Source organism: Streptosporangium brasiliense, assembly GCF_030811595.1.
In the GTDB taxonomy this organism is placed as follows: domain Bacteria; phylum Actinomycetota; class Actinomycetes; order Streptosporangiales; family Streptosporangiaceae; genus Streptosporangium; species Streptosporangium brasiliense.
In genome coordinates this window covers 7,861,904-7,883,364 of the sequence record NZ_JAUSRB010000002.1, presented here as the reverse complement: position 1 = coordinate 7,883,364, position 21,461 = coordinate 7,861,904, and the positions used below count along the sequence as shown (strand labels likewise).

General features: G+C 69.4%; 24 protein-coding genes and 1 pseudogene. 13 read left to right on the top strand and 12 right to left on the bottom strand.

The annotated features are described in order from the left end of the window. The first annotated feature begins 296 nt into the window (after positions 1–296). A complete protein-coding gene (locus J2S55_RS45215) occupies positions 297–1,547 on the top strand; it encodes a sensor histidine kinase (protein WP_306872924.1) in 1,251 nt (416 codons plus the stop codon). Next, on the top strand, positions 1,544–2,242 hold the full coding sequence (locus J2S55_RS45210) for a response regulator transcription factor (protein ID WP_306874318.1): 699 nt from the start codon (positions 1,544–1,546) through the stop codon (positions 2,240–2,242). Before J2S55_RS45215 ends, J2S55_RS45210 begins: the two co-directional genes overlap by 4 nt. Here the strand turns inward: J2S55_RS45210 and J2S55_RS45205 are convergent. Together J2S55_RS45205 and J2S55_RS45200 are read right to left on the bottom strand one after the other, a co-directional pair. Beyond that, on the bottom strand, positions 2,209–2,865 hold the full coding sequence (locus J2S55_RS45205) for a DUF4158 domain-containing protein (protein WP_306874316.1): 657 nt from the start codon (positions 2,863–2,865) through the stop codon (positions 2,209–2,211). The two genes, J2S55_RS45210 and J2S55_RS45205, sit on opposite strands and share 34 nt — an antisense overlap. Beyond that, complete coding sequence (locus J2S55_RS45200; protein WP_306874313.1) at positions 2,866–3,249, bottom strand: DUF4158 domain-containing protein; 384 nt, start codon at positions 3,247–3,249, stop codon at positions 2,866–2,868. A 519-nt stretch (positions 3,250–3,768) separates the two neighbouring features. Here J2S55_RS45200 and J2S55_RS45195 point away from each other — a divergent pair. Next, positions 3,769–4,635, top strand: coding sequence for a phosphatase PAP2 family protein (locus J2S55_RS45195; RefSeq protein WP_306874310.1), 867 nt, complete (start codon positions 3,769–3,771; stop codon positions 4,633–4,635). A gap of 212 nt (positions 4,636–4,847) precedes the next feature. Here J2S55_RS45195 and J2S55_RS45190 read toward each other — a convergent pair whose 3' ends face one another. Further along, positions 4,848–5,171, bottom strand: a complete 324-nt coding sequence (locus J2S55_RS45190; RefSeq protein WP_306874307.1) for a hypothetical protein — start codon at positions 5,169–5,171, stop codon at positions 4,848–4,850. 396 nt (positions 5,172–5,567) lie between these two features. Next, a complete protein-coding gene (locus J2S55_RS45185; protein WP_306874304.1) occupies positions 5,568–6,506 on the bottom strand; it encodes an alpha/beta fold hydrolase in 939 nt (312 codons plus the stop codon). Between the two features lie 88 nt (positions 6,507–6,594). Here J2S55_RS45185 and J2S55_RS45180 point away from each other — a divergent pair, with 88 nt between their 5' ends. From J2S55_RS45180 to J2S55_RS45165, 4 genes are read left to right on the top strand one after another with little or no spacing between them, the layout of a single operon-like run. Continuing rightward, positions 6,595–7,185, top strand: a complete 591-nt coding sequence (locus J2S55_RS45180; RefSeq protein ID WP_306874300.1) for a TetR/AcrR family transcriptional regulator — start codon at positions 6,595–6,597, stop codon at positions 7,183–7,185. 9 nt (positions 7,186–7,194) lie between these two features. Then, the gene (locus tag J2S55_RS45175) at positions 7,195–7,557 is read left to right on the top strand and encodes an NAD(P)-dependent oxidoreductase (RefSeq protein WP_306875882.1); all 363 of its coding nucleotides are present in this window, start codon (positions 7,195–7,197) and stop codon (positions 7,555–7,557) included. Then, complete coding sequence (locus tag J2S55_RS45170; RefSeq protein ID WP_306874298.1) at positions 7,554–8,525, top strand: DMT family transporter; 972 nt, start codon at positions 7,554–7,556, stop codon at positions 8,523–8,525. Before J2S55_RS45175 ends, J2S55_RS45170 begins: the two co-directional genes overlap by 4 nt. Beyond that, on the top strand, positions 8,518–9,162 hold the full coding sequence (locus tag J2S55_RS45165; protein WP_306874297.1) for an FAD-dependent monooxygenase: 645 nt from the start codon (positions 8,518–8,520) through the stop codon (positions 9,160–9,162). Before J2S55_RS45170 ends, J2S55_RS45165 begins: the two co-directional genes overlap by 8 nt. 389 nt (positions 9,163–9,551) lie before the next feature. Here the strand turns inward: J2S55_RS45165 and J2S55_RS45160 are convergent, their stop codons facing one another. After that, complete coding sequence (locus J2S55_RS45160; RefSeq protein WP_306874295.1) at positions 9,552–10,220, bottom strand: TetR/AcrR family transcriptional regulator C-terminal domain-containing protein; 669 nt, start codon at positions 10,218–10,220, stop codon at positions 9,552–9,554. 88 nt (positions 10,221–10,308) lie between these two features. On the opposite strand from J2S55_RS45160, the gene J2S55_RS45155 reads away from it, so the two are divergent. Beyond that, entirely contained in the window at positions 10,309–10,806 is a 498-nt protein-coding gene (locus J2S55_RS45155; RefSeq protein ID WP_306874293.1) for a hypothetical protein, read from the top strand. Between the two features lie 411 nt (positions 10,807–11,217). On the opposite strand, the pseudogene J2S55_RS45150 reads toward J2S55_RS45155, so the two are convergent. From J2S55_RS45150 to J2S55_RS45135, 4 genes and pseudogenes are all read right to left on the bottom strand, one after another. After that, positions 11,218–11,701: pseudogene (locus J2S55_RS45150) on the bottom strand (helix-turn-helix domain-containing protein); the annotation flags it as partial. Between the two features lie 169 nt (positions 11,702–11,870). Further along, a complete protein-coding gene (locus J2S55_RS45145; RefSeq protein ID WP_306874290.1) occupies positions 11,871–12,002 on the bottom strand; it encodes a zinc-binding dehydrogenase in 132 nt (43 codons plus the stop codon). Next, positions 11,990–12,370, bottom strand: a complete 381-nt coding sequence (locus tag J2S55_RS45140; protein ID WP_306874287.1) for an alcohol dehydrogenase catalytic domain-containing protein — start codon at positions 12,368–12,370, stop codon at positions 11,990–11,992. The genes J2S55_RS45145 and J2S55_RS45140 overlap by 13 nt, the downstream gene beginning before the upstream one ends. Positions 12,371–12,443: 73 nt before the next feature. Next, positions 12,444–13,181: an SDR family NAD(P)-dependent oxidoreductase gene (locus tag J2S55_RS45135; RefSeq protein WP_306874284.1), complete on the bottom strand. Its 738-nt coding sequence runs from the start codon at positions 13,179–13,181 to the stop codon at positions 12,444–12,446. Between the two features lie 93 nt (positions 13,182–13,274). On the opposite strand from J2S55_RS45135, the gene J2S55_RS45130 reads away from it, so the two are divergent. Beyond that, positions 13,275–14,114, top strand: a complete 840-nt coding sequence (locus J2S55_RS45130) for a LysR family transcriptional regulator (RefSeq protein ID WP_306874281.1) — start codon at positions 13,275–13,277, stop codon at positions 14,112–14,114. A 385-nt stretch (positions 14,115–14,499) separates the two neighbouring features. Here J2S55_RS45130 and J2S55_RS45125 read toward each other — a convergent pair whose 3' ends face one another. Further along, positions 14,500–15,621: an FAD-dependent oxidoreductase gene (locus J2S55_RS45125; RefSeq protein WP_306874278.1), complete on the bottom strand. Its 1,122-nt coding sequence runs from the start codon at positions 15,619–15,621 to the stop codon at positions 14,500–14,502. A gap of 63 nt (positions 15,622–15,684) precedes the next feature. On the opposite strand from J2S55_RS45125, the gene J2S55_RS45120 reads away from it, so the two are divergent. Further along, positions 15,685–16,137: a MarR family winged helix-turn-helix transcriptional regulator gene (locus tag J2S55_RS45120; RefSeq protein ID WP_306874275.1), complete on the top strand. Its 453-nt coding sequence runs from the start codon at positions 15,685–15,687 to the stop codon at positions 16,135–16,137. A gap of 369 nt (positions 16,138–16,506) precedes the next feature. Here J2S55_RS45120 and J2S55_RS45115 read toward each other — a convergent pair whose 3' ends face one another. Further along, entirely contained in the window at positions 16,507–16,698 is a 192-nt protein-coding gene (locus tag J2S55_RS45115) for a hypothetical protein (RefSeq protein WP_306874272.1), read from the bottom strand. Between the two features lie 338 nt (positions 16,699–17,036). Here J2S55_RS45115 and J2S55_RS45110 point away from each other — a divergent pair, with 338 nt between their 5' ends. Both J2S55_RS45110 and J2S55_RS45105 read left to right on the top strand, forming a co-directional pair. Then, complete coding sequence (locus tag J2S55_RS45110) at positions 17,037–18,053, top strand: phenylacetate--CoA ligase family protein (protein WP_306874270.1); 1,017 nt, start codon at positions 17,037–17,039, stop codon at positions 18,051–18,053. Positions 18,054–18,198: 145 nt separating this feature from the next. Continuing rightward, entirely contained in the window at positions 18,199–18,789 is a 591-nt protein-coding gene (locus tag J2S55_RS45105; protein WP_306874268.1) for a hypothetical protein, read from the top strand. Here the strand turns inward: J2S55_RS45105 and J2S55_RS45100 are convergent. Further along, entirely contained in the window at positions 18,767–19,438 is a 672-nt protein-coding gene (locus tag J2S55_RS45100) for a TetR/AcrR family transcriptional regulator (protein WP_306874265.1), read from the bottom strand. The genes J2S55_RS45105 and J2S55_RS45100 overlap by 23 nt on opposite strands. A 64-nt stretch (positions 19,439–19,502) precedes the next feature. On the opposite strand from J2S55_RS45100, the gene J2S55_RS45095 reads away from it, so the two are divergent. Then, positions 19,503–20,960 carry an FAD-dependent monooxygenase gene (locus J2S55_RS45095; RefSeq protein WP_306874262.1) on the top strand — a complete coding sequence of 486 codons (1,458 nt, stop codon included), beginning with the start codon at positions 19,503–19,505 and terminating at the stop codon, positions 20,958–20,960. Positions 20,961–21,461: the final 501 nt, after the last annotated feature.

Genomic DNA, 21,461 nt, shown 5'->3' with positions numbered 1-21,461 from the left:
CGTCGCCAGGCTGGTGAAAGCTCTACGCATGACACGCTCCTTCAAGTTGTCCGGATCCACGACCTGTGCCTGCTCGGCGATGGCGATCCAGCTGACGGGCTGTACTCATGGAGGTGTTCGTAGGTCTTTCGCGGAATCGATCATCGCGCCGTCGGGGCGGCCGCGGCCTCCGCCGGCGGATGGCAGCGGCTACGCAGTTCTGCGTAGAGCACCTCGTGCCTCGGTACGCCCGTTGTCGTAGGCCACCGCGCGTCTGGGCGGAGTGTTCTCACGCGTGGGAACCGTAGGATCGCGGCATGGAACACCGCGTGGTGCCGTGGCGCCTGCCTGTGCCGGCGCAGGACGTGTTGCTCGCGCTCTTCATCACCGTGATGCAGGTTCAGGGCACGATCGTCCGCAATACCGGCGAGGTGGTACAGCGGCCGCTGAGCGACCTCGGAAACCTGGGATATGTCCTGCTGATCGCCAGTGGCGTGGTCGTGGCCGTCCGCCGCCGATGGCCGGTGCCGGTGTTCGTCACCGCCGCGCTCGCCAGCTTGGTGTACTTCGGCCTCGACTTCCCGGACGGGCCCGGCTGGCTCGGGCTCTTCGTCGCCCTGTACACCCTTGCCGCCTACGGAGACGGGCGCCGGTCGCTGGTGATCGCCGGCGTGGGCACCTCGGTGCTGGCCATCGGCTGGCTGGTCGCCGCGGCCGACATCGAGCCGCGCGCCGCCATCGGCTGGGTGTTCTTCCGGATCGGCGCGTCGGTCATGAGCGCGGCCCTCGGCGAGTCCGTCCGGTCCCGACAGGTCATCGCGGCCGAGGCTCAGCAGCGCGCCGAGTTGGCCGAACGGACTCGCGAGGAGGAGGCGCGGGCGCGTGTGGACGCCGAACGGCTCCGGATCGCGCGCGAGGTCCACGACACCGTCGCGCACGCCATAGCGATCATCAACGTCCAGTCCGGCGTCACCGCGCATGTGCTCGACAAGCGGCCGGAAGTGGCGCGCGAGGCGCTGCGAGTCATCGAGCAGACCAGTTCCCGGGCGCTGCGGGAGATGCGGGCCATCCTCGGGGTACTCCGTGACGACGACGGTGACGACGGGCGGGTGCCGTACCCCGGGCTGGGGCAGATCGACGAACTGGCCGCCAAGGCGCGCGAGGCGGGACTCGACATCAAGCTCGAGGAGGCCTCGCCCGCGGCGCCGTTGCCCAGCGCGGTGGGAAGCGCCGCCTACCGAATCCTTCAGGAATCGATCACCAACGTGATCCGCCACGCCGGCCCGACCCGGGTGACGGTGGCGCTGAAGGCCGGCATCGACGCCTTGGAGATCCGCGTGACCGATGAGGGCCGCCGTGCCGCCCCAGGTCATGACTCCGCGGATCCGCGCCTACCGGCCCGGCATCCGAGCGGCACGGGCAGTTCGGCCGCGTCCGGTCGCGGGATCGTCGGCATGCGCGAGCGCTGCCGGCTGCTGGGCGGAGACCTCGACGCCGGGCCGCTTGCGGGTGGCGGGTTCGAAGTCAAGGCACGACTGCCCCTCACACCGACCGGGTCAAGCCTGTGAACGCGGCGGCCGCCTCACCGTCGACCAACGCTCCGATCAAGGTGCTGCTCGCCGACGACGAGGGTCTCGTGCGATCGGGGTTCAGGGTCCTGCTCGACCTCGAGGACGGCATCACCGTGGTGGGAGAAGCCGCCAACGGCGCCGAAGCCGTGGAACGGGCCCGCGCCACCCGCCCCGACGTCGTCCTCATGGACATCCGCATGCCCAGGCTGGACGGGATTCAAGCCACCGCCCAGATCGCCGAGACGCACGGGTTGGAGCAGGTCCGCGTCCTCATCCTCACCACCTACGACACCGACGAGTACGTCTTCGACGCCTTGCAGGCCGGTGCCAGCGGCTTCCTGCTCAAGGATGCCGGCCCGGCCGAACTCCTGCATGCCATCCGGGTGGTCGCTGATGGAGAGGCGCTGCTCGCACCGCGGGTCACCCGACGCCTCATCGCGCAGGTCACCACGCGACGGACAGCCGCGCAGGCCGGAGAGGGCCGGCTCGCGGTGCTGACCCAGCGTGAGCGCGAAGTGCTGGCCCTGGTGGGCCGGGGGTTGAGCAACGACGAGATCGGCGGGGAGTTGTTCCTCAGCCCGGCCACCGCGCGCACCCATGTCAGCCGCGCGATGACGAAACTGGGTGCGCGCGACCGTGCGCAACTGGTCGTCATCGCCTACCAAACAGGACTGGTCGGCCCGGCGATGTAGGGCACGGCCAGGCCGTGCTCGCGCAGCGACCGGGCGTAGATGATCATGTCGTTGTCGAACACCTGGGACGCCCGCCGTGGCGGCCCCGCTCGCGGCCGGCGGATGAGAGAACACCAGCGGCACGCCGTCTCCGCCACTGTCGGGGTAGCGGATGGTGCAACCACGTAGCGAGGGCGCCGACGACAGATTCCCCATCCCATCTCCGCATGTAGCGGACGCCTTGTGTATGCCGTTCCTGCTTTGAGACGCGACGGCACAAGCCAACCAGGGGCCGTCACGGCCGGCCGGATGCCCAGCTCAGCGATCTCCATGACGCGCTTGAGCGCCTTTTCCAGGGCAGGCCCGGACACCTTGGTGGGGCCCTTGCGCAGTCGCTCCAGCTCCGAGACCCGCGCCCCCTCCGGCGCCTTCAGCAGCAGGTCCAGCATCCGGCGCTGCTCGATGGTGAGCAGGTCATACAGGATCTGCCGCAACCGCTCGTACGCCTCATCGCGCACCCGGGCCACGGACCGGGCCGGCGTGGTCACCCCGGGCAGCAGCACGCCGTGTTCGCGCAGCCGGCCCACCGCGTCGGTGAAGATCGCCCGCAGCCCGTCGCCGGTCGTCCAGGCCCGGTCGCCCACTCACGCCTTGAGCTCGGCCGCCGCCTCGCTGAAGTCCCTCAGCCCGTGCGCGTCCTGGATCTGCCCGGCGTGCTCCCGGTGGGTCTCGGCCCGCTGGGCGTACCGCTTGACGCAGGAAGCGTCCACGATCCCCAACCGCTCGGCGACATAGTCGATGACCGCGACCGGGATTTCCACCGGACCGGGCAGGAACCTGCCGAGATAGCGCACTGTCACCAGCTGTAACGCGAACCCGAGCCGGTTGTGCTCCCCACGCCGCTTGGCGATCAGCTTCCGGTCGGCGTCGTCGAGGAAGAAGAAGCGCTCCAGCTCCGCCTGGGTGGGCACACGGGTGAACCTGCCGTAGGCCGCAGCCTGTTCATCAGTGAGGAACTCAACGGGCACAGCCCCACAAACTATGACCTACATCACATCTGTCGCGGCAATGTCACCAATCTGCGACCTGGACGATCGCACAGCGAGACCGGGAACCCCTGCCGAACGCAGGGGAACGAGAACCTGCGCCAAGCACACCGCGGCAGGCCGCCCGACGCCCTCCGCAGCAATCAAGATCGTTCCTTAGCGTACGTTCTCGTTCCGCTGTTCCTCACGGGCCTGTGCGTCGGAGACGTCCAGATGGTCTCTCGGGGTACCGTGACGTGCCGCGTACAGAACGCGCCCGTTGTTTCCGTCGGCTACCACGTCATGGGGCGTGCGTTTCGCGTTCGGGCAGTAGCAGTGCAGGGCCCAGAGGGCGAGGTCCTCGGGATCGGACATCCCGTCCGCTGCATGATCCATACAGCGAGTATCCGGCGTTTTTTTGATCTTTGTCATTACATCGGAAACTTCGCTGCATCCCCTGTCGCGAGTTGTCGTTCCCGCGGCCCGGCCCACACCGGAGCGGGCTGAATTAGTGTGATCTCCGTGAGCCCGCCCGAGGTGGATGCCGGCCGGTTGTCGCGCCTGGCCGCCCGTGCCCGGTCAGCCGTACTGGTCGGAAGAGAGGACGGGCGCCCCGCCCCGCTCGTCGAAGTGGCCGGTCTGCTGCTCGTGATCCTGACCTTCTCGCGGCTGCATGCCGCCGCCGGGAAGGACGTCGCGGCGGCCGCCACCGCCAACGCACATACCGTGCAATCCATCGAGCGCGCCCTCCACCTGGACATCGAGTTGGGGGCGAATCGGTGGCTGACCGACCATCCGGCCCTGATCATGCCGGCGGTGTACTACTACCGCCTGTACTACATCGTGATCATCGGTGTGTTGGTGTGGGTCTTCGTCCGGCACGCCGAGTCCTACGCCAAGGTCCGCCGGACCCTCGTCGTGATGGCCCTTCTCGTCCTCCCCGTCTTCTGGGCGCTGCCCATGTCGCCCCCGCGGTTCGCCCTACCGGGCATCGCGGACGTCATCGCCGAGTACGACATCCTGGGCAGCGGCCATGCCACACGAGACGTCAACAGCGGCCGGAATCTGTTCTCGGCGATGCCCAGCATGCACGTGGGATGGTCGTTGTGGTGCGGGTATGCCGGGTGGTCCGCTCTACGGGGCTCACGCCCGCGATTGGCGTTGCTGCCGTGGGCCTTCCCGCTGGGTATGGCGGTGGTCGTGCTCGTCACGGGGAACCACTACGTGCTCGATATCGCCGGAAGCGTCGCGTTGCTCGTCGTCTCCATCGCTGTTGTCTCAGCCCTGGGCCGCCTCGCCAAGCGCCGGCGAACAGCCGCAGGGAGGTCGCGGGAACCTGTGCCCCTTCATCCTGCGGGCAACCAAGCTCATCAGACAACTGCCGAGTGACTGCGGCTTCTGGCCTCGCACTCCCGTGGAGCATGGCCGGGAGACCTTCGGGGATGGCTGACTCCGCATGGTTGTCTGCGACAACGATCTCGTTTGCCGTGCGAGCGATCACGCAGAGTACAGCCGCACGATCCGGTTCCGATGTTCCTCAGTCCCGGGCTCCAAGGCGCTGCTCGGCTACATGGACGGAGCGACCTCCGCCTTCGATACACCTACCGATCACAGACAGGTTGATCGTGCTCGCCTGGCGGGGTGTCAGGGGTGAAGCTGTTTCCGGTCCCACTCGGGTCGCAGTTGGTGCCGACCGGGCAGCCCTCTCGCGAGGCCGCCGCCAGGCTCGGCTCCCGGCCGTCGTCCGGGCAGCCCTCATCCGTCCGCAGGCGGAAGGGACGGTCCGCGCCTCCGTGCTGGGCGGCGCAGGCGCGGATCTTCAGGAGCCCTTCGGTTGTGACCACCGCCTTCCCCGACCCGCTCATCAGGAGGCCGGCGACGACTCCGACTGTCGCGTACGCCACCCACATCGATCTCGATCCCATCGCTTCCCCTCCGTGCGCCTGTGGTGTCCGGCGCCGACGATGGCAGACGCCTCTTGGGAATGAGCAGTGACTCACAAGGAGGGGTCCCGGCCGCGAGGCGGACATGTCACCGGCGTCCGGGTCGGCTCGGACGTCCACCTCGGCGGTGCGCCGGCATGCCGTTCGAAGAGAGGTTCGACTCCGTCTACCGAGTGTGCGCCCAGGCCTGTGTCTCCGAAGGGGGCCGCCCGGAGTGCGGCCACCTCGTTAACGCGGTTCCCGCAGGTCAGGGGGCCCTGCTTCACTCGCCCGGACGAGTTCTCGGACGCGTCGTCTCCCCGGCTCGAGCCGTTGCGGATCGTCCGTCCGCGATGAACGCCTGCGCCGTTCGGGAGCGCGCTTCACCGGCTCGTGTCATCACGGCGTGTCGCCGGCGCGGTCGATCTCGTCGACAAAGGTGAGGACCCGGGCGTTGACGCGCTCGGGGAACTCGCCGTTGATGGCGTGGGAGGCGTCCGGCCACAGTTCGACGGCGCCACGGGCGAGCAGGCGGCGGGCACGCAGGGTGGCCTTGCGCGGATCGTGGATGATGCTGCGCCCGGCGATCAGGGCGAGCACCGGCACGCCGACTCCGGCCACCTGGTCGTCCGTGGGGTACGTCGGTGGCGGCAGGAATGCGGTGAAGTCCCGCATCCCGGCCGATATCAGGTTGGCGACGGGTTCGTCGTCGGAGGCGTCGGCTCCGCCGGAGATCCAGCTCAGCAGCCTCCGGCGCCACGACTCGGGGAAGAACGGCACCACCGAGCCCAGCGAGACGACGACGACCTTCCAGGTGATCCGGCCGAAAAGGCTGGCGGGATCGAGCAGGCTCACTGAGGCGATCTTCTCTGGGGCACGCAGGGCGAGGTGAAAAGCGCTCCACCCGCCGATGGACACTCCGACGAGGTGCACCCGGTCAAGGCCGAGCCGGGCCAGTAGTTCCGCCAGCCAGTCGGCCTGGTCGGCCGCGCTCGCGAACGCCCGGGTCTGTACCGAGAGGCCGGGCTCGCCGAGCAGGTCGACCGTGTAAACCGGCCGGTGGGCGGTGAGGCCGATCAGGTTCGACTCCCACATCGGGGTGGACGCGGTGCGGCCTGGCAGCAGGAGAAGCGGTGCGCCGTCGCCGGTGCCGAAGCGATAGACCCGGACGGTCCCGAAGCGGGTCGCCACGTCCTGGATCTGATCGGGTTCGGGAAGCTCGGCCATGGCCCGGTCGTAGGCGTTCCGGTAGCGCGCGAAGGCGGACGCGTCGCGGAAGTGGCCGAGCCGCCGTCGGCGGAACGCGGCTCCGATGTTGGGCTCCACGATGTCGTTCACGTACGGGATCCTCCGTTCACCTTCGCGATACGATCGTATCGCATCAATATCACGATACACTCGTATCGCGAAGAGGGGAGGCCGGGCCGTGCCGAAGCAGGTTGACCACGCGGCGCGGCGGGCGGAGATCGCCCATGCCGCACTCAGGTTGTGTGCTCGGGACGGCCTGGCCGGTGTGAGCATCGGGGGGGTCGCCCAGGAGGCCGGCGTCTCCAAGGGGCTCGTGCAGCACTATTTCGCGGCGAAGGCCGACCTGCTGCGCGCGAGCGCACATCTGCTCAGGCAGGAGATCGAACGCCATGTTCGCGCGGCGCTGCGGGACGCCGACAGCCCGGCCGACACGCTGCGGCGCGCGCTGCTCGCCGTCGTCGAGCTGGGCGCGCGCGCTCCCGTGCTCCTGCTCGCCGGGCATGCGTTTCTGGCCAGGGCCGTCGCCGACCCTGATGTACGCGGGCTGTACCGCGCGGGAGGCGACGCGGTCCATCGCGAGATCGCCGCGCTCGTGGCCGCCACCGCTCCGGAACCCGGCGTCGATGCCGGCGCCGAGGCCCACGTGCTTCTCGGGCTCGCGCGCGGCCTGGCCGACGGTGTGCTGGTCGGGGAACTGGACGTCGCGGAGGCGGTCGCGGTCCTCGACCACCAGCTCGGCCGGATCGGCTTGCCGGCGGACCTGGGATGAGACGGAAAGATCATCGGTATCATCGGGGCCTCGCGCACAGGGCGCCGCGTGATCGCCCGCCTGGTCGCGGCGGGACATCAGGTACTGCTCCACGATCCCTGCGTGAACGCCAAGGAGTCGGCAAGTATGAAGGTGGAGGGCGTCACCCTCGACGAGTTGTGCCGACGTTCTGGCATCCGCAGCGTGCACGCCCCTGACCTGCCAGAGACCAGGCATCCGCTCGACCCGTGGCGGCTCGGCCTCATTCATGACGGCGGGGAGGATCGTGGCGCAAGGATGGCCGGCCGCGCGCGCGACCAGCACCAGGAGCTGTACACGGCCGCGCGGATGGCGGAAGGCACCTGCGCCGTCTACGAGACCGTCGCGCGGTGAACGGGCGCGGTGGCAGGGGGAGGTTGATCTGGCAGTCCGCCGGGCTGGTCGTCCTGCTGGCCTCGACCTGGCTGATTGTGGAGGCTTCCCTGCGCGACGCGAGCACCGCGATCGTGTCGGGCGGCCGTACCGGTTTCACCGTCCTGGGCCTGCTGGCGCTCACCTGGTGGTCACCCGCCGGCGCCGCACCGGTCACGAAAGACACGCGGGACACCGGGTACCGGTGGTGGCAGGTCGTGCTGCTCGCGCTGACGGGCGTAACCGCGTACACGGTGCTCTCGACCATCGCGATCAGCCTCGCCGGACCGGCGCTGCCCGCGCTGGCCCTCTCCCTCACCCCGGCCGTGGTCCTGATCGCCGAGAGCGTCCTGCTACGCACGTGGCCTGCGCCGCGCACCATCGCCGGAACGGTGATCGCGGTCGCCGGCGCCGCGATCTACGCGATCCCCAGGCTGGCGGGGACGCTGGGCGACGACGTCGCGCTCGGGTCGCTGGTCGCGCTCGCGGCGATGTTCTCCATGGCCTTCTACGGCCTGTACTTCAGCAGGACGAACCGCGGCTACCAGGGGGCGATGGCGCCACGCATCCTGCCGATCTTCGCGGTGGGGACGATCCCGCTCGCCGCGTGGGCGGCGGCGGACGTCGCGGCGGGCGAGCGGATCAGCTGGTCGGCGCTGGGCATGCTCGTCATGCTCGGGATCGTGATCTACGTGCCCGCCTACCTCCTGCAGCACCGCATCCTGCTGACCGGCGGGCCGTCCTACTCCGCCCTGCTCGGCCTCGCCGTACCGCCGCTGGTGGGGGCCGGCTCGGCGCTGTTGCAGCTCGTGGGTGCGCCCGCGCCGATGCAGATCGTCGGCATGGGGCTCACGCTGGCCGGGATGGCTCTCGTCATCCGGAGCAAGCTCACGCGGACGGACGAGGACAGGCCCGCCCGCGTCACGCTGTCGCGGCCTTCAGATGCCTGATCTCCGACCGCTGCCCGGCAGGCTCTTCGTGCAGTACCCGCTGCGGGGCGCAGAGACGTTCAACCAGGTCGCCGTGTTCGAGTCGCCGAAGGCGCTGGCCGGCGAGGACGACTGGGGAACCCCCGACGAGCTGGACGCGGCGTTCGCGGGGACCTGCGATCAGGTTCAGCAGGGCTTGCCGCTGATGTGGCGCGACCGATGGTGGCGGATGTTCGACCGTGACCCGATCATGACCTGGGTCACCGGCCGGATCGCGCTGCTCGGCGACGCCGCGCACCCGCCCCTGCAGTACATGGCGCAGGGGGCGATCATGGCGATCGAGGACGGCTGGGTGCTCGGCGAGCACGTCGCCGCTCAGCGCGCCGAGGACGGCCCAGGCGTGGACTGGGACCGGACGCTCGCCGCCTACCAGGCGGTACGGCCCGAGCACTGCCGCCGGGTCGTCACCACCGCTCGGGCGTGGGGCGCGTTGTGGCACCTCGAGGGCGTCCGGAGACTGCAGCGCAACGCCCTGCTGCGCGGCCGCGACGTCCACGACTACTCGTTCGTCGACTGGATCTTCGGTCCCACGGCGCTGACCCCCGAGGACGAGCCGGAGACGTTCCGCCCGATCCCCCTCGATGCCGCGCCACTGTGACCGGCCTCGGGAACGACGGGACAGCCGTTGGCGGGATCCGCCGGTAACCGGGTCGGCCGGACAGCTCTCATGTTCTGTCGGTCTACCGATCCGCATCGCCCCAGGTCAACGCAGTGACCGTGGTACGGCCGGCAATCCGGTCCCACGGACCGTGCGGCAACCCGCCGCCGAAACCTCAGCACGGCGCGCCCCGGCCCACGGTGTCCTTCTGGCGTACTCCGGCCGCCCCCCGTCCTGGGGGCGCCGGACCTGCGGCACGCCCTGGGGTTCCGGCTCGGGGTCCGGGAGGCGTTCCCGGCGGCCGAGCCCCGCTCGGCGCGACGCTCGCGGAACTCACCTTCTGCGCGCCCTCGCGCAACAGCGGCGGCACTGAGGTGCCATGACCGTCGTCACGGAGCCGACGATGTCGGGGAGTGGATGCGCGATTCCAGCCCGGCCAGAAGTGTGTGGAGTCCGAACTCGAACGGGTCCCCGGGCGGGGTTATGGCGGCGGAGTCGATGCGGGCCCGCAGCCGGGGGAGGTTCTGGGTGACCGCGAGCATCTCAGCGGTGATCCCTTGGAGCTCTTTGTCGGCGTCGGCGCCGTTCCGTCGTAGGTGCGCCTGCCAGGCCGCTTGTGCCGCCTGGCCCTGCGCGGCGCCGATCACGAACATGAGCACGGTGGCGGCTGCCTGGTCGGCCTCGGCTTGGATGAACCCCGCCGACTCGTAGATCATCAGAGATCGTTCGTCGAAGCGGGCCTTGTTGGGGCCGTAGATGAGGTGCGTGCTCATCGCCGGGATCAACCAGTAGTGCCGCACGACCATGACATACGCTCCACGCGCCAGCGACGCGGCGGCTTCCTGCCACCCGACTCCGGCGGTGTCGGGCAGCGGGATCTCGGCGAACACATGGTCGGCCGCGAGGACTACCAGCTTGTCCTTGCTCTTGACGTGGTAGTACATCGCCGACGCGGCCGACCCGAGCTGCGTGCCCAGACGGCGGATGTTCAGCCCGTTCACGCCTTCGGCGTCGAGTACCTCGACGGCTGCCCGGACGATCTGCTCCTTGGTCAGCATGTCGCCCAGCTTAGCGAGCGTTGAACTTAGATCAAAACGTGCGCTACGTTGTCGAACAAAGTTCAAAACCCTGGCTGAGGAGATCCCCGTGTTCCTCGTTGTCGCCCTGCAGTTCCTGCTGGCCCTGACGTACCTGATCGTTCCGTTGATCGGTCACAGATACGGCCTCGCTGCCCAGAGCGCAGCCGATGCCGAGATCCACCGACAGGGCCACAGCCCAGCCGTATTGACCAAACACGGCCTCGACTTCACCGCCAGCACCGCCAGCGTGACGGTGTCCGTGGCGATCGCCGCGGGCCTGGCGACGCTTGGCGTGCTGAATCTGTTCGATCAGCCAATGCTCACCTGGATCCTTCAGCCCATCCTGCTGATCGCCGGCGGCTCCGTCACCACCTCCCAGGTTTTCGTCGTCCGCTATGCGGGGGCTGCCTTGCGCAAGTCCGGCACAACTGACATCGACGCCAAGTCGCTGATCGAGGCGGCGAAGGTGGCCTTCCCCGGCTGGTTCCATCCGCTCGTCCTGGCGCGGTTCCTCCTCACGACCGCGGGCTCGCTGGTCATCCTCCTCTTGCTTGCTGTTTCCTGACCTGGCAACAGAGCCAGTGTCTTCAGCAAACGATGACACCCTCAATCCCGGACGGTGATGATCCTGACAGCCTCGCTCATGCCGCCGCCGCCTGCCGATCGGCGAGCCTACGGCCGCCGCGGCGCTCACGCGGACGGCTCGCCCACCGCCGGTCCCGTCTCGTGCGCGCACGTGACCCTGTCGGAAAGTCGGAAAATCCCCCGACCGGCCGGTGCCGGCCCCAGGGGCCTCGCGGCTCTCATTCCGCGCTGGGCGCCCCTGAGGAAGAATCTTCGGACTCCTCTACGCGCGCACGCGTGCCGGACAGTACGTCGCGCTGCTCGGTCATCGTGATGGTCGGTCGCTCCCCGCACCCGTGGGCCGGACCCTCGGCGCGACCTAAGCCCGTGGCGGTGGCGGCCGGCCGGCTCACCGGCCGCCAGCCGCCGCCGTCAGGGATCCGGCCGACCTTCTTCACGTCGATATGGACCATGTGGCCTGGCCGACGGGCCACGATCTGCTGAGGCTCGCGATTGCTCTCACCGCTCGGGTCGATGAACCGTCGCCGATTCAGTTGGAGCTGTGCGAGCACCCGGCTGACCGTGCGCCGGCTCACTGGGACCTCCTGCCGGCTGAGTTCGAAGGCGGTCCGTGCCGCCGACCACTTGTGGCTGCGGCGCATAGTTTCGATCTGTACGACAACGTCGCCTGGGGTCGCGGTGGGTTGCCGGTGCGGCGTCGAGGGCCGGTCGACTAACCCGAGGGCGCTGAACTGCCGGTATCGATTCACCCATTTCGACGCCGTGGCTCGCGAAATGCCCATTTCGGTGGCCACGTGGGAAATCGGTCGGCTCCGGCACCGCTCCACCGGTCGCCGCCTGCCTTCGACCGACAGTGGCGAGTTGCGGTGCGTCATCCTGCGTCCTTCTGTCTGAACTTCTTGCGAGGTTTGCTTGCGGATCTGCCGAATATCGGATGTGTCGTCCGGGTTGTCGCGGCCAATCAGGCGGCCGACCGGACAGTCCCGACGGGGATCATCCTGCGGTTGAGCAGAGCCTTGAGCGCGTTGCGTCGCATGGTGCCGGTCAGGGTCTGAGCACGATCTTGCCGTGGGTGTGTCGGCGTTCGAGTTCGGTGTAGGTCTGGCCGACCTGCGTCAGCGGGTAGACGTTGGCGATCGGGACTTCGAGGTGTCCGTCGGCGATCAGGGCGGCCAATTCGGCAAGTACCTCAGCGAGATGCTGTCCGGCTTGGGTGTGAGGTTGTCGACGTCGACCAGGACCAGCTCGGCCTGTGCTGCCCGCCGCTCGGAGAACCCAATCACCTCGTCACCGACCACGAATCGGTCGACTCCGGCGCCGACCTCGGCGACAACTCCGGCGAGGTCGCTGCCCTGCCCGGACGGAAAGGTCGAGGGAAAGATGTCGGCCATCGCGCCGGTGCGTATGGCCGCCTCACCGGGGTTGACGCCTGCGGCCTTGACCCGCACGAGGACCTGCCCGCTCTCGGGCACTGGCCGGTCGACCTCGTCGACCCGCAACACCTCGATTCCACCGAACTCGTCGTATCTGACTGCCTTTGTCATTGTCTTGCTTCTCCTGTGGCGCGCGATGCGCGGCTGACGTCGAGAACGGGAACGGTCCGTGCTGGTGTGGCTGTTACCAGGGCACCGTTCCGGCGTCGTCGAAGAATCCGCCGGTCGGTCCGTCGTCGGGCAGGGTTGCGAGGTGAATCGCGATGGCCGCACCCTGTTGTGGTGTGCGGACGCCTTGGAAGCCGTTGAGGTCGGTGGCGGTGAAGCCGGGGCAGCCGGAGTTGATCAGGATGTTGGTGTCGCTCAGTTCCTTGACGTATTGGATGGTGAGGGCGTTGAGGAAGGTCTTCGAGGCCAAGTAGGCGGCGGGAACCTGGCCCATGTCGATGCCCGGTGTGGTTTGCAGGGCGAACGAGCCGACGCTGCTGGACATGTTGACGATCCGCGGTGATGCCGAGTTGCGCAGCATCGGCAGCATCGCGTTGGTGACCCGGATGACGCCGATCACGTTGGTTTCCACGACAGCTCGCACGGTCGCGGGCTCGACCGTGGTCGGTGTCTGTGGCATACCGCCGGTGATCGCGGCATTGTTGACCAGGACGTCGAGCCCTCCGGCATGGCCGGCGATCAGCTCGGCCGCGGCGGCGACACTTTCGTCGTCGGTGACGTCGAGCGGCACGCCGAACGCATCGGTCCCGGCCGCGCGCAGCTTCTCGACCGCGGTGTCGCGGCGTTGTTGATCCCTCGCGCCCACACCGATTCGCCAGCCAAGGGCGCCCAGGCCTGCGGCGATCTCGTATCCGATTCCCTTGTTCGCGCCGGTCACCAGCGCGATCGTCCGTTCACTCATGCCGTCGATCATGTTGCGGACTCGGGTGGGGCGTCCAAGACCGGTCGGGTGGGCGGCGATACCGCACGGGTATTGGTCGTGGTCAGCGCTGGATACGATGAGCGGGTGGAGACGCGGGAGTTGCGATACTTCGTCGCCGTCGCCGAGGAGTTGCACTTCGGGCGGGCGGCACAACGGCTCGCGATGGCGCAACCACCACTGTCGCGGGCGATCCAGCAGCTGGAACGGCGGCTCGGAGTCGTTCTGCTGCACCGCACCGCTCGCGCCGTCGCCTTGACCGAGGCCGGGTCGGTGCTGCTGCGGGAGGCCCGGCTCGCGCTCGACGCGGTCGAAGCCGCCGAGCGCCGCACCCGCCGTGCCGCGGCTGACCAGCCGGGTGTGGTGCTGGCCGCCAAGGCCGGAGCGTCCAGGGAACTGTTGTCGAAGCTTCTGCACGCCTACGCCGCTGAACCGGGCGCCGTGGCAGTCGAGGTGATGCTGTGCGGGCCGGGCGAGCCGGAAAGTCTGCTGCGCAACGGGCGTGCCGACGTTGCTCTGCTCCACCGGCCTTACGACACGACAGCCGGATTCGACACCGAGGATCTGCACACCGAACAGCAGGTCGTGGTCCTGCCCAAGGGTCATCCCCTCGCCAACCGGGCGTATCTGTCGTTAGTCGAGGTCAACGCCCAGGCGGACCTGCCCCTGCCGCGCTGGCCTGGACGGGATGGCGGCCATCCGGACGGCCCCGGCCCGCAGGTGCGCGACCATACCCAACTGTTCCAACTGATCGCGCTCGGACTGGCCTGCGCCGTCGTACCCGAGTCGCTCCGAGACCAGCTAGGCGACGACCACGCCATTGTGCCGGTGCCGGACGCACCGGCCGTCACGACCGTCATCGCCTGGCCGCCACACAGCAGATCCAAAGCCGTCGCCGACCTCGTCCGCACCGCGACACGCCTATAGCCAATACCCGCTGCAGCACCGCTGTTCGCAGGCCGCACGACTGTACCGAGCATCACCAATGTTTCGGGACACATCCGGATTCGGGATACATCCGGAAATGCCGCGTGGAGTTCGCGGGTTAAGGGTGAGGGCCCCGCGAATACGCGGTGATCGCACCAGCGATTGCCCCCACGATCGTGCCAACAGCCGCGCTCGGCGCGCCTAGTTCAAAACCCACTGACCAGCTCTTTTCGTGGAGAGAAGCGGCCACTGCCCCTCTCAGGCGCACTTGGTCTGCCCTCTGGATTCGTCGCCTGGCCGAACAGTGCCGTGCCTACGCGGCCGCCTCGCGCCTGGACTACGACGCGTCCTGATCGGCCAAGCAGCCGTCTTCTGACGCCCGCTCTCAGTGGGGGAGGGCGGTGAGGCGGTTGCTGAAGCGGGCGAGCATCCCGCTCTGGGACGTCTCGGAGAACATCCGGCCGATGAGCGGGGGGATCCGCCAGTTGGCGGGGCTGTGCCTGGCCAGCCTGGACACCAGGTTGACGTGCGGGTAGCGGGCCCGCTCGTAGGCGCGTAGCCGTTGCGCCGGGTCGCCGCCCTTGGCGAGCTCGCGCCCGAGCACCCACACGTCCTCCAGGGTCTGGTTGGCGCCCTGGCCGAGGGTGGGCGGCATGAGGTGGGCGGCGTCGCCGAGCAGGGTGACGCGGCCCTTGCCCCACTCCCGGCGCACCTTCTGCCAGTGGTGGCCGAAGAAGTCGAGATCGTCCTCGGACGCCTGGGCGAGCAGCTCGGGGACGGGGGACGCCCAGTGGCCGAAGCGGCGCCTCAGCTCGGCTAGGGGCGCGACAGGGCGCGGCTCGCCGGGGGACCAGCGCACGTCGAACCACCACTGGAGCTTGCCGTCCCCGGCGGGGATGATCCCGCACGCCCCCTCCCTTCCGGTGATCATGAGGTGGAGGTGGGCGCGGGTGAGGTCGATGTCGATCCGGCTCAGGGCCTGCCAGGTGCCGAAGGTGGCCGTCCGGATGGGGAGGTCGCCCCACAGCTCGCGCCGGACGACCGAGTGATGGCCGTCGGCTCCGATGAGCAGGTCCCCTGTGATCATCGAGCCGTCGTCGAAGGTCGCCGTGACCCGGTCGCCGTCCTGGGTCACTTTCCGGCAGCCCGTGCCGTAGCTGATCAGGTCGCCGGGCAGCCCCTCGGACAGCCGCTCCAGCAGAAGGCGGCGGGAGATCGACTTGTTCGGGAAACCGTAGAGCGTGGCCGCATGGGCCATGTCGGAGCTGAGCCGTAGTCGGCCGTCCGCCGTCAGCGCGTCGATCCGGTCGAACCGGCCGCCGACGCCGTCAAGGCTGACACCGAGATCATGCAGCACGGCGGCGCCGTTGCTGAAGATGCTCAGTCCCGCGCCGCCCGTCCGCATGGTCGGCGCCTGCTCATAGATCCGCACCTGGTGCCCGGCGGCCAGCAGACTCCGCGCGACGGCCAGGCCGCCCACGCCGGCACCGATGACAAGAACATCCATTTTCTCTCCATATCGAAGTAACTTCGTTTTAAAGATACATCGATGCGAAGTACATTGGGTCGAGTGACCGACAAGCACCAAGAAGAGGACGTCTTCCGCGAGTTCCTGATCGCGGTCATGCTGCACATCGAGGCGATCGCCGACCGGCTCGGCGTGCACCATGTGGACGTGGCCGCCCTCATCCTGCTGGAGATGCGCGGCCCGCTCCCCGTGGGAGTCATCTCCGAGGAGCTGGGGCTGCCGTCCGCCTCCGCGACCCGGCTCACCGACCGCCTGGAGAAGGCCGGCTATGTGCGGCGGGTGCGCGGCGAGCGCGACCGGCGCATGGTCACCGTGGAGCTGATAGAAGGTGGCATGGCCGAGTACCACGCCACCCGCATCACCTCCGAGCGGCACCTTGGAGAGATCCGCGGGCATTACACGCCGGAGCAGGTGCCGTTGATGCTGGGTATCCTCACCGGCGTCGCCCGGGCCTACCGCTCGGCGACCAGGGAACTGCGCGAGCAGTCCGGCTGAAGCGCTACGGTGAACACTCTATTTATGGCGCTGTAAGTGTGAGATTTCCGCTTTCGCGGCCGTTCCGCATGCCCCCTCCGGACGATTGCTGTATCGAGGAGGACACGGCGCTGTCGGCCGCCCTGGCCGCCGAGCCACCCCTCGGCGAGGCCCCGAAGCGGCGGCGGGGGGAGGACGGCTGACGGCCGCAACCGGTCACGAGAGCCGCCTCCCGCCGTCTACGGCACCGTCGCGTCCGGGGCGGGCGCAAGCACGCGGGCGCGGTCGTCGTCGACCGCACCAGTCGGCGGAGCACCCCGCACTCCGTCGAGGAGCACGACCGGGAGGAGGCCGTGCGGCTGCACCGCTTCCGGACGACCACACCTGGGACTACGAGCTCCAAGGCACTTCGATCTCCCCTTCTGCGGTCAAGCCAAAACAGACAAGGCGCTCGGCCTCCTCCCGGTCCCCCGCCTCTTCCCGCATCCGGGCCGGCAAGTTCAGCGCGTCGAAGTCACCGGCGTCGACGGCCTGCCGGTACAGGCGTCGGGCCTCCTCCCGGTTCCTCGCCGGCTCCTCCACTTGAACCAGTATCCGCAGGGCGCCGAGGTCACCGGCGTCGACGCCCCGTTGAGCGAGACGGGCGGTATGCCGGTAACCTCCCCGCACGAGTGCCTGGGCGGCTAGGGAAGTCAGGTCTGCCGGTGTGTGAGCCGCCTCCCAGAAGGTCGTGGGCGGGCACAGCAGGACACGTTCGCGGCGGCCGTGCTGTTTGAGGTAGTCGGCCGGCCGGTACAACGGCTGCGCTGGGGGCGGCTCACCGGAGCGAGGCTGATGTTCGATCAGCGGGCCAGGCAGGCGCCGGTGCTTGGCGGTCAGTCGATCCCCGCATCTTCCTGCAAGATGCCCGCGCGACAGCGGTGACCTCCGCGATGATGGCGCGGATGCCGGCCGGCTGGCTGGGCCTGCGGGACGTAGTCCGGATCGCGCGCGGCGGCGCCCGGATGGCGCTGGTGATACCCGAGGGCGGGCATTTCGCCTCCACCGTGGCCGCCGCCCGGCTGCGCGGCCGCTCCCGCGTCGCCGCCTTCAGCGTGCACCAGCCACTGCAGGACCTGGTGGCCGAGCTCAACGCCTTCCGCCCGGCGGTGCTGGCCCCCTACGCCAGCATCGGCGCGCTGCTGGCCGGCGAGGCCGAAGCCGGACGGCTGCACATCAACCCCGCCCTGGTGATGCTCACCGCCGAAGGCCTGCCCGTCGGCGAGTACGCGCGCATCGCGGCCGCGCTGGGGGCGAAGGTGCGCACCAGCTACGCCTGCAACGAGTGCCCGTTCCTGTCCTGCAACTGCTCTGAGAGCTGGATGCACCTCAACGCCGACTGGGCCATCCTCGAACCCGTCGACGAGCAGTGCCGGCCGGTGGCGCCGGGCGAGCCCTCGCACACCGTGCTGCTGACCAACCTGGCCAACCACGTGCAGCCGATCCTGCGCTACGACCTCGGCGACAGCGTCGTGCTCCGGCCCGATCCGTGCCCGTGCGGCCACCCCGGCCCGGCCGTCCGCGTCCAGGGCCGCGCCGCCGACCTGCTCACCTTCCCCGGCCCAGGACCGGCGCAGGAAAAAGCGCCGGTCACCCTCGCCCCGCTACCGCTGGCCACCCTGCTGGAGACGGTGCCCGGCCTGGAGCTGTTCCAGATCGTCCAGGCCGCGCCGACCACGCTACGCATCCGGCTGCATCCCGCACCCGGCGCCGACCCCGAAACCCTCTGGCGCCGGATCGAGACCCGCATGCGCGACCTGCTGGCCCGCCACCACCTCGGCCATGTGCGCCTCGAACGCGCCGGCGAACCGATCCAGCACAGCACGGGCGGCAAGGTACGCGCCGTCATCCCGCTCTCGGCCACCGGCAGGGACCCGGCCGGTTCCAGACGTCCCTGACCACCACGGCCCCACCCACGGCCGCACCACCACCGCCGGGGTGGTCGCCCACCACTGTCATTCCCCCACGGCTCGCAGGGAAGGGCGAGGCGATTACCCCGCCCTTCCCTGCCTCCCCCTACTTCGAAGAACCGGAGACGTCTTCGTGCTGCCCGACCTCCTGGCCTACGGCGTCCGGATCCTGCCCGGCCTGCTGCTCATCGGCGCATGCTTCGCGCTGGCGCGCGCCGAGCAGAACCCGCTGCTGCGCATCCTGACCCTCATCTTGGGCTCTGTGCTGATCAGGGATGCGATGACACCGCTCGGGCTCTGGCGGCTGGGCGCCGCGGGAGGCGTGCCGTGGCTGCGCTTCACCGACCAGGCGGGCATCCTGCTGCTGTTCGCCCTGGGCACGGTGGCGCTGACGGCCGCCGTGCTGAAGCTGGACAGCGGGCTGCGCTCGCTGGTGCGCTGGGCACGGTTCACCCCGGTCACCCTCACCTTAGGCATCGGCGGTGGGATGCCGGCCGCCGCGCCGGTGCTGCTGTTGTTCAGCCTGGCGCGTGAGTATCTGATGGCGGCCAAGGTGATCCGGCCCGGTGTGCTCATCCTGGCCAAGATGGTCGGCGCGGCGCGCAAGGCGGCCTCTGATCTGACCTCGCAGCTGGTGGGACACCTGCTGACGGAGAAGGTAACGCTGCTGATCCAGGGCGGGGCCGGTTCATCGAGCGGCGTCACTCACCGGCCAGTCCTTTGATGATCAGGTTCAGGCCGTGGGCGAAGTGGCCGACGAAGTCGGTGCTGGTCAGCGTGGCCTCGGCGGCTGCCAGGTTGGGGTAGGTACCCGGGTCGAGGGCCGCGTGCAGCAGGGTCAGTGTGGCGGGCAACTCGGACTCGGCGAGAGCCTGGGCGGCCTGTTCCTCCAGCGTGTGGCCGACGATGAAGTGGACGATTGTGAGTGCCGTACGGGTGGCCGCCTCAGGGCTCAGGCATGTCTCACGCAGCACGCCCACGAGGGTGTCGGTGTAGCTCAGCGTGTTGGGGCCGACAGAGTGGGTGCCCGCGTAGACACGTGCGCCGTCGCGGTGACGCAGCAACGCCATACGCAGCCGCCCGGCCAGTTCGGTGACCTGTTCGCGCCAGGTGAGCCCGTCGGGCAGCGGGCCGGCGCAGCCCGCGAGCATCTCCTCGGCCATGGCGGCGAGCAGCGTCTGCTTGGTGGCGAAGTGCCGGTAGAGCGTGCCCACCTGGACGTCGAGGGCCGCGGCCAGGCGGCGCATGGTCAGCGAGTCGAGCCCGTCCTCGTCCACCAGGCGCAGGGCGGCGGCGACCGCCTCCGGCACGGCCATCTTGCGGGGGCGGCCTCGGGAGCGCTGGGCGGACGGGGAGGTTGACGTGGGTCCCATGCCCAGTGATACTAGTGACCTCGATTTTATGAACGATGTTCATTTAATAGGAGGGGCACAAACCGTGCACACCGACGTGATCGTGGTGGGAGCCGGCCCCACCGGGCTGCTGCTGGCCGCGGAGCTGGCCCTGGCGGGCGTGGGGGTCCGCGTACTCGAACGGAACGACGCGCCCACCAGCCAGTCGCGGGCGCTCACGCTGCACCCGCGCAGCATGGAGATGATGGACCTGCGCGGCATCGCCGACCGTTTCCTGGCCCGCGGTCACACCCTGCCCGGGTGGCACTTCGCGGGCCTGAACACCCGCCTCGACTTCACCGCCCTGGACACCCGGCACGGCTACACCCTGTTCCTGGAGCAGGCCCGTACCGAGGAACTACTCGACGCCCGCGCCCGCGAGCTGGGGGCCGAGATCGTCCGCGGCTGTCAGGTCACCGCCGTGCGGCAGGAGCCGGACGGCGTCGTCGTCGAAACAGCCCGGGGAGAGACGCTACGCGCCTCGTACGTCGTGGGCTGCGACGGCGGACGCAGTATCGTCCGGCAGGCGGCGGGCATCCCCTTCGACGGCACCGACGAGACGCTGTCCGGTATGCTCGGCGACTTCGCCGTCACCGGTCCGGACGCCGCGCACTCGGCCGAGGCCCACGGCGTGCTGGCCGTGCCGCTGGAGGGCGGGCTGACCCGGTTCGTGGTCATCGATCCCGAACGCATGCGGGTGCCGTCTGACCGGCCCCTGACGTACGAGGAGTTCCGGCAAGCTCTGACGAACATCGCCGGCACGGACTTCAACGTCGCCGAGCCGCACTGGTTGTCGCGGTTCGGCAACGCGACCCGCCTGGCCGGGCGGTACCGGCAGGGCCGGCTCCTGGTGGCGGGAGACGCGGCCCACATCCACTTCCCGGCGGCGGGACAGGGCCTCAACACCGGTCTGCAGGACGCCATGAACCTGGGCTGGAAGCTCGCCGCCCAGGTCAAAGACTGGGCCCCGGAGGGGCTGTTGGACTCCTACGACGCCGAGCGTCGGCCGGTCGGCGCGGCCGTCACCGCCAACACCGAGGTGCAGACGCTGCTGATGGAACTGACGCTGGTGCCGCAGTACCACCGGCCGGTCATGGCGCTGCGCGGCATGCTCGACGGCCTCCTGCGCATCGGGGAGGTCAACCGCAACCTGGCCGCGTCGGTCTCGGCGATCGGCACCCACTACGGCGACGGCTCCCCGGCCGGGGCGCGGATACCGGACCTGCCGATCAGCGTCGCGGAGCGGCCCGGGGTCGAACGCCTGTACCAATTGCTGCACGACGGGCGGTTCCTGCTCGTCCATACGGGGAAGCAGGCTGGCGCGTCCGGCCGGGACGACCGCGTGGAGACGGTCACCGCCACGGCCTGGCAGCCCTCGCCCGACCTGGAGGAGGCCGAGGCGCTACTCGTCCGGCCGGACGGGCACCTCGCCTGGGCAGGGCCGATCGAGGCCGAGCAGCAGGCGCTGCTGGACTGGACCGGAGCGGCGGCGGTAGCGCCGTGATGATGCTCCATCGGCTCAGCGGCCGCCGGCTGTATCGCCGCTACCGCACCCGGCGCTACCGGCTGCCCAACGACGCGCCGTGGACCGACACCCCCTCCTACAACCGCCTCACCTGGCGCACCAGCGCCGCCGCTGGCGCGGCTGCACAAAGAAGCCGCCTTCCACCTGGTGCTCATCGACCACAACGACAACGGTGACGCCCCGGCCAACGGTCATCGTGACGATGTAAGACGCCTGCCCCGCTCGTCCTCTGGAGGCCAGTTCTCACGTGTCGCCGAAAACGGCGTCGCCGATGAACGGAGGGGCATGAGTCACCACTTCTAGGATTCCGGTGTGCGCAGGCGGTGGGACAGAATGCCTGCCCGCCCGGTGCCACCCGCATCAGAACGGCCAGTGGCGGTAACCCAGGTCCGACGACTCGCTAACGTCACTGGCCGTTCGGTTGCTGCTCGACCCCCGAGACACGAAGAGATCGCCAGGACGGCAAGCGGCATCACCACC